The following is a 10,979-nucleotide window of genomic DNA, read 5'->3' as shown; positions in this document are numbered from 1 at the left end:
GTGTGAGGGCACCTGCTCCACCGCCGGCATGACCAACCCCAAGCGCCAGTGGCCGGTCAAGGAGCCCGGAGCCGCTCCGGGCGCGCCGCCGACTGCTGCACAGGGCTGCTGCGCAGAGGCGCTGCACAAGTGCAGTCCAGGGGGTTTCCCCTACGGGCAGGTTGGGGGTTCGTCGGGAACCCCTGGCCTGCCCTCGCCGTTTACCGTGGAGGGACAGGGCGCGGGGGACGGACCGGCGCCGCCGAGACTGCTGGGGAGAGCTCATGGAAGTAGCTGTCGCCGTCTTCGCGCTGCTCTTTGTGCTGCTCGTCGCGGCCGGGGTGTTCGTGACCGTCAAGGCCGTCACGGCGGCCAAACGCGGTGTGGACCGTACGGTCGCCCAGGCGCGGCGCACCGTCGAGGACACGAGCTTGCGGGCGCGCCGGCTCACCCAGCCGGGCGTGGTCGGCGAGCTGGCGCAGCTGCGGCTCTCACTGCGCACCTCCATGCGTGCGACACAGGAAGTGCTGCGCAGCGGCTCCGCGGACGACGCCTCCCTCAGCGAATCGCTCAGCCTCTTCGAGCGCCTCAGCGCCCATGGCCATGAGCTGGACGACGAGCTCAGACGCCTGGAACGCGAGCCCGACCGCGCCACCATCACGGCCCGCCTGCCGGACCTGCGCGAGCGTACGGAGCGGATCACGCACTCCGCGGAGTCTCTTCGCTGGGCGGCCCGCGACCGGGCCCGGAAGTTCGCGGACGATGATCTGGCGGCGCTGAGCGATCAGATCGATGTCGAGGCGGGTGCGCTGCGGCACTGGACGCACGAGCCGGCGGGGGAGCCGGTGCAGCAGCCGGTCGGGGATCCGGCGGGACAGGGACGTAATGCGGGCGCGGCCGACGGCCCGTACACCTGGGATCCGACGGGCGACGAAGCCCCGGCGATCACGGCCCGGGATCCGCGCAGCCGGCCGACATATTCGTGGGAGAAGGCGCCTGAGGCGGAGGGGATCCCCCGGGCGGAGGGCGCGCCGGGGACGAAGGGGACGCCGGCCTGACCGCACAACCGGCGAGGGGGAGGGGTTCGGGCGGGCGGGACGGGGGATGAGGAGAAGGCCATGGGGTTGACGGCGCCCGCCGTAGGTCTCTTGGCAGAGCCTTGGCCAAACATGGAAGATCTTGGGGAGGGGCCCGCACTGTCGGGTGCCGGGTTCCCCGGCTAACCTCCCAGTCATGTCCCGCCATGTCGCCATCGTCACCGATTCCACGGCCTACTTGCCGCGGGCGGCAATCGAGCGTCACCAGATCACGGCCGTACCACTGACCGTCGTCCTGGGGAACCAGGCGCTGGAAGAGGGCACCGAGATCTCCGCGAGATCCGTCGCCCAGGCGCTGCAGAAGCGCCGCGCCGTGACGACCTCGCGGCCCAGCCCCGCGACCTTCGCGGACACCTATCGTGCGGTCGCGGAGAGCGGCGCGAGCGGCATCGTCTCGCTGCACCTGTCCTCGGAGTTCTCCGGCACCTATGACGCGGCGGTGCTCGCGGCCAAGGAGGCGCCGGTGCCGGTACGTGTCGTGGACACCGGGATGGTCGCGATGGCCCTCGGGTTCTGCGCCCTCGCGGCCGCCGAGGTGGCGGAGAGCGGCGGGGATGTGGACGAGGCGGTGGCGGCCGCGGAGAAGCGGGCCTCGGGCACCTCCGCCTATTTCTACGTCGACACCCTCGACTACCTGCGGCGCGGCGGCCGGATCGGCGCGGCACAGGCGCTCCTCGGCTCGGCGCTGGCCGTCAAGCCGATTCTCCAACTGGCCGACGGGCGGATCGAACTGCTGGAGAAGGTCCGTACGGCGTCCAAGGCCATCGCACGGCTGGAGGAGATCGCCGCGGAGCGGGCGGGGGAGGGCGAGGTCGATATCGCGGTCCACCATCTCGCGGCGGCGGAACGTGCGGACGCGCTGGCCCAGCGGCTTCGGGAGCGCGTGCCGGGGCTGCATGAGCTGCATGTGAGCGAGGTGGGTGCGGTGATCGGCGCGCACACGGGGCCGGGGTTGCTGGGGGCTGTGGTCTCACCGAGGTGAGGGGCGCGTCCGGGGGCTCCTGTGGGTGACGTAGTTATCCACAACTGGCCTGATATCCACGGAAATTGAGGCCGCCCGGCGAGATCGGCGCGAGGTGCTTAGCGTCGGGGTCATGGACTCTCGATCTGCTGCGTCGTCTCTGTTCGTTTCTGTCGATTCGCCGGTGGTGGCTCCGTCGGCTTCATCGGGCCCGGGGGGCTCGGTGGCGGTTTCGGCTCCGTCGGCTTCCGCGCCTCCGCCGTCCGCCGCTCCGTGGTCCGTGCCTGCGCCGTCCGCCTCGTCGGCTTCCGGCGCGTCGGGTTTGTCGATTCGGGAGCGGGCCGCCGCGTTGTTCGCCGATGCGGGAGCCGGGCCCGCTGCCGTGGCCACGAGCGCGCCACCGGATTCTCCCGATCCACCGCTACGCCGCCCCGGCCAGCCGAGAGACCGAGAAGGCCGCTCCTCGCTCCGTCCGCCCGATCCGCCGAGTCCCGGCCGACGGGAACGGCTCTGGCTCGCGGCGCGTGAACGGCTGCCGCTGTGGGTGCAGTTACGGTGCGGCACCGACCCGAAGGCACTCGCCGCTCTCGCCCTGGTGCTGGTGGTGGCCGTGGGGTTCGCCGTACAGCACTTCTGGGGCGCGGGCCCTGAGCCGGTACGTGCCCCGGCGGCCGTGCGGAAGGACATGACACCGGGCGCCGGGGCCGGGCAGTCGTCCTTGTCGCCGTCTCTCTCGCCATCCGTCTCGTCACCTGGTGCGACGGCGGGCGGCCCGTCGGGCGGTCCGGGACGTGAGCTGGTGATCGATGTCACGGGCAAGGTGCGGCACCCCGGGATCCACCGGCTGCCGCCGGGGTCGCGGGTGACCGATGCGTTACGGGCCGCGGGCGGTGTGCTGCGCGGGACGAGCACCCGTGGGCTGAACCGGGCGCGGCTGCTGGCCGACGGCGAACAGATCGTGGTGGGCGGGACGACTGCAGGGAGTACGGCGGGAAGTACGACGGATGCCACGAGCGGTGCGGCGGGGATGGGCGGCGCCGGGAGCGGGCCGCCGGGTGGCGCGGGCGGGCCGGCCGGACCGGTCAGCCTGAGCGCGGCGACCGAGCAGCAACTCGACACCCTCCCCGGCGTGGGGCCCGTGCTCGCCCGTCACATCATCGAATTCCGCACCCAGCGCGGCGGATTCACGTCCGTGGACCAGCTCCGCCAGGTGACCGGGATCGGCGATCGCCGGTTTGCCGATCTCCGTCCCTTGGTGCAGCCATGACCACCCCGCGTGCCCCGGTGCATGCCTCCGCGCAGTCGCCGTACGGGGACTCGGACCCGCATCAGGAGGGGCCGGCCGACCTCCGGCTGGTCGCGCCGGCGCTGGCGGCCTGGGGCGCCGCGGCGGCGGGCCTGGGCGCACCGGGCGAGGTGGTGGCGGTGCTCTGCGCCGGGGCCGTGGTCCTCGCGGTGCCGGCGTTGCGGGTGGCGGTGGTGCGGCGGCGGGGTGCCCGAGCTGCCCGGCGCTGGTCGGCCGGTGCGTTCGTTGCCCTGGCGGCGGTGTTGCTGTGCGCCGCGGCCGGGGCCGCGTCGGCGGCGTTGCATGCGGCGGATCTGCGGCGGGGACCGTTGCCGGGCTGGGCGCAGCGCTATGCGCGGGTCACGGTCGAGCTGGAGGTCACCGGCGATCCCCGGCTGACCCGGCCCAAGGTGCGCGGTTCCCAACGGACGCCCCCGGCGGTGGTGTTCACCGCCGATGCCGTCCGGGTGGCCGCACCGGACGGCGCGGTGACCGCCGTCCGTACGCCGGCGCTGGTCGTCGTACAGGGCCACGGCCGCGGGCAGACGGGCGGCGAGGCGCGCGACGGGCCGTCCGCGGCGTGGCGCGGGTTGCTGCCGTCGACCCGTATCCGGGTGGTGGCGCGTGCCGCCCCGCCGCTGTCGCCGACCGACCAGGTCGCCGCCGTGCTGCGGGTCAGCGCCGATGCGCCACCGGTCAGGAGTGGCTCGCCGTCCACCCTTCAGCGGCTGGCCGGCAGCCTGCGCGCCGGGCTCCGCGAGGCCTCCGACGGGCTGCGCCCCGATGCCCGTGCGCTGCTGCCCGGCCTTGTCGTGGGAGACACCTCGCGGGTGCCGCCGGACCTGGACGACGCCTTCCGGGCCACCGACCTGACGCATCTGCTCGCCGTCTCCGGCAGCAACCTGACCATCGTGCTCGCCCTCCTGATCGGCCCGCCGCATCTCGCGCTCCGCGCCGAACGCCGCGGTCTGGCGCCGCGGCTGGGCCTGTCGCTGCGGGGTACGGCCTTCATCGGCGGCGCACTCGCGCTCGCCTTTGTCGTGGTGTGCCGGCCGGACCCGAGCGTGCTCCGGGCCGCCGCCTGCGGGCTGATCACCCTGCTCGCGATCGGCAGCGGCCGCCGGCGCTCGCTGCTCCCCGCGCTCGCCGCCGCGGTCCTGCTGCTGGTGCTCTACGACCCCTGGCTCGCCCGCAGCTACGGCTTTCTGCTCTCCGTCCTGGCGACCGGCGCGCTGCTTCTGCTCGCCCCGCGCTGGAGCGCCGCCCTCCAGCGTCGCCGGGTACCGCCCCGCCTGGCCGAGGTGCTGGCCGCGGCGGCCGCCGCACAGGCGGTCTGCGCACCCGTCGTCGCCGTGCTCGCCGCCCGGGTCGGCCTGGTCGCCGTGCCCTGCAACCTGCTCGCCGAACTGGCCGTGGCTCCGGCCACCGTGCTCGGCTTCGCCGCCCTCGCCATCTCCCCGGTCGCGCCACCGGTCGCCCACGCACTGGCGTGGTGTGCGGCCTGGCCCGCCGAAGGCATCGCAGCAATCGCCCGTACGGGCGCGTCGCTGCCCGGAGCGGAGCTCGGATGGCCGGGGGGCTGGCCGGGCGGCCTGCTGCTGGCGGGCGCCACCGTCGTCCTGGTGACGGTCGGCCGCCGACTGCTGCGCCGCCGCTGGCTCTGTGTGCTCTGCGCCCTGGCTCTGGTCCTGGCGATCTGCCGCCCCGCCCCGTTCACCCGTATCCTCACCGGCTGGCCGCCACCGGGATGGCGGGCTGTGGTCTGCGATGTCGGGCAGGGGGACGGCCTGGTACTGGCCGCTGGGGACGGTACGGCACTCGTCGTCGACACCGGCCCCGAGCCCCAGGCCATCGACCGCTGCCTGACCGACCTGGGCATCCGCCGCATCCCACTCCTGGTGCTCACCCATTTCCACGCCGATCACGTGGACGGCCTCCCCGGCGCGCTGCACGGCCGCGCAGTCGGCGCCATTGAGACCACCACGCTCGACGAGCCCCCAGGACAGGCCGAGTTCGTACGCCGCCGGGCCGCGGGCGCCCGGGTGCCGGTCATCCGCGCCCTACCGGGGGAGCGCCGCCGCCTGGGCCCACTGACCTGGGAAGTTCTCTGGCCGCCGGCTCCCGTGCCGCCGGGAGCGGCCGTATCGGCGCCGCTGCCGCCCGGCCCCAACGACGCCAGCGTCACCCTGCTCGTCCGTACGGGCGGGCTGACCCTCCTCCTGCTCGGCGATCTCGAACCACCCGCTCAGCAGGCCCTGCTGACCGCTCACCCCGAACTGTCCTCCGTGGACGTCGTCAAGGTGGCCCACCACGGCTCCGCCTACCAGGACCCGCAGCTGATACGACGCCTGGCGCCGCGCCTGGCCATGGTATCCGCCGGCGCCGGCAACCCGTACGGACATCCGGCGCCCCGCACCATCGAGGCGCTGCGTGCCCAGGGTGCCCGGGTGCTGCGGACCGACACCGACGGAGCCATCGCGGTCCTGGGCCCCCGTGACCGGCTGTCCGCGACGGTTCGTGGCCGCCGTGTCCGTGGCCGCCGAGGCCTCAGGCGCGGGCTCAGGGGCGGCAGACGGCGTCCGGCAGGCTCTGCCGGTCGGCGCAGGGCACGTGCTTGTACATCCGCATGATGTTCTTCGCCGTGTCGGAGTCCATGAATGCCAGGAACTTCGCGGTCAGTGAGCCGTCCTCGGGCCGCCCGTATGTGTAGAGGTACTCCACCGTCCAGAAGGGGTAATCACGTTGCTGTCCCCACTCGATGTCCGGCTCATGTCCGTCCAGCCGGACGCTGACCAGGTGCGGCCGCTTCGCCGCCGCGTACACCTCGGCGTAGCCGATCGCGCCCGGCACCCGGTCCACCGCGTCCAGCAGGCTCTTGGTGCTGTTCACCTCGCAGCGCGTCAGGCGCGCTCGCTCGTCGCGGTCCTTGTCGCCGCAGTCGTACGACGACACGACCCCCGGCTCCGAGCGGTGCAGCGCGGACGTCTCGAACGCCCGGCGGGTGCCCGAGCCGGCGTCCCGGCTGACGAGGTGGATCGTCAGGTCGTTGCCGTGCACCTGCTTCCAGTTGGTGTACGTCCCGTCATAGATCTTGCGGACCTGGTCGACGGTGAGGTCATCGACCCCGGCCTTCTCGTTCGCCACCAGACTGAGCAGGATGACGCCCACCCGCTCGCCCTCCAGCCGCCGGTAGAGGGACGGCGCAGGCACATCCGATACGGCGATGAAGCCGGGACCCTCGGTGGTCGCGGGCTTGCCCTCCCGGTTGAGGCTGCCCAGGCCGGACAGGCTGCCGCTCTCCGAAACGGTGATGGCGGCGCCCCCGCACCGGGCCCGGTACTGCCGGGCGATCTCCCGCATCGGCGGGGCGAAGGCCGTGGACCCGTCGATGGTCAGCCGCCCGGCGGCGCACTCGCTGGGCACCGGCGTCGCACGGCCGTTGAGCAACAGCCCGCCGAGCAGTCCCAGCAGGACGATGAAGGTGCCCCCCAGGGCGAGGCTGAGCTTGCGCGGCCCCCAGCGCTGGGCGTTGCGCCGAATCCGCCCGCCGCTGATGAACCCACCCACGGTCACCTCGCCGAGACCGCCGCCGGTGCCGGAGCGGCCACCGGCCCCGGACCCACCTCCGGCTCCGTCCCCAGGGCCCGAGAGCAACACCAGCAACTTGAAGTGATCGCGCTTGTTCAACGGCACCCTGGGGACGTGCAGCCGACCGCCGTCGTGCCGCAGCCCGCCGCCGTTGCGGGTCAGCATGCTCACCAGATCCGTCGGGTTGGCGTCCGGCACCTCGACCCCGATGACGGTGCGGCCGGCGAACTCGACGGTCAGTGGCTCCTGGTAGTCCTGCCGGACGATGTCCTTGCCGCCGTCGTTCTCGAACCGCAGCAGCGCCAGCGTGGCATCGCTGATCTCCTGGTCCTGCCGCAGCGGCCCCGCCCGTCGAACCGTTCGCCGACCGCAGGCACCTGACCGACCCGCGGGCGCTGCGCGCCTACGCCCATCCCACCCGCATGGAGCTGGTCGGGCTGCTGCGCCGCGAAGGCCCGCTGACCGCGACCCTCGCCGCCGAGCTGACCGGGGAGTCCGTCGCCAGCTGCTCGTACCACCTGAGGATGCTTGCCAAGTACGACTTGGTGGAGCAGGTCGGGGGCGGGCGCGGGCGGGAGAAGCCCTGGCGGGCGACCGCGCAGTTCACCGACTGGCCGGACCACTCCGACGATCGGGCGGTCGCCGAGGCCTCCACGGCCCTGCAGATTGCCCTCGCCGAGAATTACTTGGCCAAGATGACCCGCGCCCTGGAGCAGCGCCACACCCTGCCCCACGCATGGCAAGAGGCCGAGCAGTTCGGCGACATCTCGCTCTACCTGACCGCGCCGGAACTCGCCGAACTGGGCGAGCGGATCACGGAATTGCTGGCGCCCTATGTGCCACGCCTGTCGGACCCGGCATCCCGCCCGGCCGACGCGCGACTGGTCAGCCTCCTGCGCGTCGCCTTCGTCCGCCACGGCGAGAGGGGGGCGGGCGCGCCGGCCGGAGCCTGCGACGAGGGTGCTCCTTCCACACCCGGCGAAGGCGCCTCATGAGGTCCTTATCGGCCCGCCTCCCTGTCCTGCTGCGCGAGCGCGCGTACCGCCGCTTCTGGGCGGCTCACTCGGTCTCGCTCATCGGCGACCAGATTTCCCTGATCGCGATCCCGCTCGCCGCCGTCCTCGTCCTGCACGCCGATGCCGCCGACATGGGCCTGCTCAAGACCGCCGAGCTGCTGCCGGCCTTGCTGCTGAGCCTCGCCGCGGGTGCCTGGGTGGACCGGCGGGCCCGGCGCCGTCGGGTGATGATCACGGCCGATCTGCTGCGTGCGCTGCTGGTCGTCTCGCTGCCCGTCGCGTATGCCGTGGACGCCCTCACCTTCGCCCAGCTCTACGCCATCGCCTTCACGGTCGGCGCGCTCACCGTCCTCTTCGACGTCTGCAACGCCACTGTCTTTGTCTCGCTTGTTCCCGCGGACCGCTTCGTCACCGCAAACGCCCTGCTCAACGGCGCTCGCGCGATGGCGTTCGTCGGTGGCCCCGGAGTGGGCGGCATGCTGGTCCAGCTGCTCGCCGCACCGGTGGCACTGCTCGCCGATGCGCTGACCTTCCTCTGCTCCGCCGTCCTGCTGGCGCGTATCGAACCGGTCGAACCTCCGCCCGCGCCGCCGGTCAAGGGCTACTTCACCGAGGGGGTGCGCTGGACGCTGCGCCACCCCACGATGCGCGCGCTATTCGCCGCTTCCGGGACGGTGCAGTTCTTCAACCTGATGTTCCACACACTGTTCGTGCTCTATGCGACCACCGAACTCGGCCTCGATGCAGGCGTGTTGGGGGCGGTGCTGGGGGCCGGTGCGGTCGGTGGCCTTATCGGGGCGGCCGTCGCGGGCCGGGCCGTGCGCGCTCTCGGCCTCGGGCCGACCATCCTCGTCGGCTTTGCAGGCTTCACCGTCCCGCTGCTGCTCGTCCCTTTGGCAGGCGGATCCGACCCCCAGGTCATCGCGCTGCTCTTCCTTGCCGAATTCCTGTCCTCTGTCGGCGTGATGCTCCTCGGCATCGCGTCCGGCTCGCTGATCGCCGCACTGACGCCGGACGCCCTGCGCTCCCGTATATCCGGCGCCTCCCGCACCCTGAACTACGGCTTCCGCCCCTCGGCGCCCTGGCCGGCGGCGGGCTCGGTACGGTCCTGGGCCTGCGCCCCACCCTCTGGACGGCCACTGTCGGCGCCACCCTGTGCCTCCTGTGGCTGCTGCCGTCCTCGGTACCCCGAATACGTACCCTGCCGACCCGCACACCCGCCACTCCGCCCCCACTGGGCAGCGGCAGGGGGTCGAACCAGGACCCCCAACCTCCAGATTCGATACACTCCCCGTCATGAGGATGAGTGAGGGCGTCGAGTGGGGCCTGCACTGTTGTGTGACGCTGGCCTGGCTGGAGGGCGAGGGGCCGGTGTCGACCGCGCGGCTCGCGGCGTCCTTCGAGCTGCCGCAGGCCTATCTCAACAAGCGGCTGCAGGCGCTGGTGCGTGCGGGGATCCTGAGTTCCACCCCCGGTGCGCGCGGCGGCTTCCGGCTTGCGCGGCCGGCGGAGCGGATCACTCTCATGGATGTTGTCGCGGCGATCGAGGGTACGGAGGACGCCTTCCGCTGTGCCGAGATCCGGCGCCGGGGCTCCGGTGCCGAGGCCCCCGACGGGGCGTACGGCCGCCCCTGCGGCATCTCGACGGCCATGCGCAAGGCCGAGCTGGCCTGGCGCCGCGAGCTGGCCGCCCAGACCATCGCCGATGTCGTCGCCGGTACGCCCGCCGCGGTGGCCGACCGCACGCGCCGCTGGTTTGCCTCGGAGCGGACACGTACCGGATGAACGCCGCACATCCGACGGACGCCGGGGGAGCGCACCACATAGACACCACACACCGCACAGACACCACACACCACACACCACACACCACACACCACACGGCCCTCGACGCTTACCTCCACCGCATCGGCGCCGTCCGTCCCGCCGCTCCCGATGCCGACGTGCTGCGCGCCCTGCACCTGAGCCACCTGCGGAACGTGCCCTTCGAGAACCTCTCCGTCCACCTCGGCGAGGAGATCGTGCTCGCCGAACGGCCGCTGCTCGACAAGATCGTCGGCGCCCGTCGCGGCGGATTCTGCTACGAACTCAACGGAGCGTTCGCCACGCTGCTCGGCGCCCTCGGCTACGACGTCGGGCTACTGGCCGCCCGCGTCTTCGGGCCCGACGGGCTCGGGATCCCGTACGACCATCTCGCGCTGCGCGTCCGCCTACCCGGCGGGTCGTGGCTCGCGGACGTCGGATTCGGCAAGCACAGCCACCGTCCGCTGCGGCTGGACAGCCGTGCCGACCAGTCCGACCCCGGCGGTGTCTTCCGTATCGAGGAGACGCCGGACGGCGAGCTCGACGTCCTCCGCGACGGCACCCCGCAGTACCGCCTCTAACAACGCCCGCGCGTCCTCGCCGACTTCGAGGCCGGGTGCTGGTGGCATCGCACCTCGCCCCGATCCCACTTCGTCCGTTCCCTGGTCTGTTCGCGGCTGACGGAGACCGGCAGTCGGCTCACCCTCTCCGGCCGTACGCTCGTGATCACCGGGCCGGACGGCACCCGTGACGAGCGCCGGCTGACCGAGGGCGAGGTGCTCCCCCACTTCGGCATCATCCTGGAACGGGAACCCGTGGTGCCCGGCTAGGGCGCGTCGGTCATGTTCCACTCCGCGCGTCCGCGTGCGCCGGAGTCCGCCCAAACGACCGACACAACCCCGCAATCACCCGCCCCCGGACCGCCGGGCGCTGCCTACTCTGCCTCCCGCCACCCCTCGTACTCCGCCGCGAGCCCGTCCAGCCGCGCCGGGTCGAAGGCGGCGTCCGGGTCCTCGACCACCACCAGCCACTGCGCGTCCTCCGCGTCGTCCTCGCCGGCCAGGGCGTCCCGTACGAGCTGGGGCTCTTCGCGGAGACCGAGACGTTCGGTCAGCTGCTCCGCCAGCTCCTCTGCCGCATCGCGGTCGGGCAGGACCAGGACATGCCGTAGGTGTTGTGCATCGCTCACCGGACCATTGTCCGGCAGGGGAGCACGGGCCGGGACGGCGGTGTCAGTGGGGCGTGGGATG

The 10,979-nt window shown here is 72.9% G+C and carries 9 protein-coding genes and 1 pseudogene; 8 read left to right on the top strand and 2 right to left on the bottom strand.

Annotated features, from left to right (window positions below; translation table 11 throughout):
- Positions 1-263 precede the first annotated feature (263 nt).
- From AB0D04_RS31790 to AB0D04_RS31775, 4 genes are all read left to right on the top strand, one after another.
- The gene (locus AB0D04_RS31790) at positions 264-1,037 is read left to right on the top strand and encodes a hypothetical protein (protein WP_362710338.1); all 774 of its coding nucleotides are present in this window, start codon (positions 264-266) and stop codon (positions 1,035-1,037) included.
- 175 nt (positions 1,038-1,212) lie between these two features.
- Complete coding sequence (locus tag AB0D04_RS31785) at positions 1,213-2,058, top strand: DegV family protein (protein WP_362710335.1); 846 nt, start codon at positions 1,213-1,215, stop codon at positions 2,056-2,058.
- A 523-nt stretch (positions 2,059-2,581) separates the two neighbouring features.
- Complete coding sequence (locus tag AB0D04_RS31780) at positions 2,582-3,304, top strand: ComEA family DNA-binding protein (RefSeq protein ID WP_362710333.1); 723 nt, start codon at positions 2,582-2,584, stop codon at positions 3,302-3,304.
- Positions 3,301-5,952, top strand: coding sequence for a ComEC/Rec2 family competence protein (locus AB0D04_RS31775; RefSeq protein ID WP_362710330.1), 2,652 nt, complete (start codon positions 3,301-3,303; stop codon positions 5,950-5,952). Before AB0D04_RS31780 ends, AB0D04_RS31775 begins: the two co-directional genes overlap by 4 nt.
- On the opposite strand, the gene AB0D04_RS31770 is transcribed toward AB0D04_RS31775, so the two are convergent.
- Positions 5,882-7,108 (bottom strand): substrate-binding domain-containing protein, encoded by a 1,227-nt coding sequence (locus AB0D04_RS31770; protein ID WP_362710328.1) that lies wholly within the window; start codon positions 7,106-7,108, stop codon positions 5,882-5,884. The genes AB0D04_RS31775 and AB0D04_RS31770 overlap by 71 nt on opposite strands.
- A 179-nt stretch (positions 7,109-7,287) precedes the next feature.
- Here AB0D04_RS31770 and AB0D04_RS31765 point away from each other — a divergent pair, with 179 nt between their 5' ends.
- The 4 genes and pseudogenes from AB0D04_RS31765 to AB0D04_RS31750 all read left to right on the top strand — a co-directional run bounded on the left by AB0D04_RS31765 (position 7,288) and on the right by AB0D04_RS31750 (position 10,559).
- Positions 7,288-7,905 carry a helix-turn-helix domain-containing protein gene (locus tag AB0D04_RS31765; protein ID WP_362710340.1) on the top strand — a complete coding sequence of 206 codons (618 nt, stop codon included), beginning with the start codon at positions 7,288-7,290 and terminating at the stop codon, positions 7,903-7,905.
- Positions 7,902-9,236: an MFS transporter gene (locus AB0D04_RS31760; RefSeq protein WP_362710326.1), complete on the top strand. Its 1,335-nt coding sequence runs from the start codon at positions 7,902-7,904 to the stop codon at positions 9,234-9,236. Before AB0D04_RS31765 ends, AB0D04_RS31760 begins: the two co-directional genes overlap by 4 nt.
- Entirely contained in the window at positions 9,223-9,711 is a 489-nt protein-coding gene (locus tag AB0D04_RS31755) for an Rrf2 family transcriptional regulator (RefSeq protein ID WP_362710324.1), read from the top strand. The genes AB0D04_RS31760 and AB0D04_RS31755 overlap by 14 nt, the downstream gene beginning before the upstream one ends.
- Positions 9,712-9,833: 122 nt before the next feature.
- Positions 9,834-10,559: pseudogene (locus AB0D04_RS31750) on the top strand (arylamine N-acetyltransferase).
- Positions 10,560-10,663: 104 nt separating this feature from the next.
- Here the strand turns inward: AB0D04_RS31750 and AB0D04_RS31745 are convergent.
- A complete protein-coding gene (locus tag AB0D04_RS31745; protein ID WP_362710321.1) occupies positions 10,664-10,918 on the bottom strand; it encodes a hypothetical protein in 255 nt (84 codons plus the stop codon).
- Positions 10,919-10,979 lie beyond the last annotated feature (61 nt).

It is taken from the genome of Streptomyces sp. NPDC048483 (assembly GCF_040651455.1).
GTDB lineage: Bacteria > Actinomycetota > Actinomycetes > Streptomycetales > Streptomycetaceae > Streptomyces.
The sequence above is the reverse complement of the archived record's forward strand: the minus strand, read 5'-3'. Positions and strand labels throughout refer to the sequence as shown.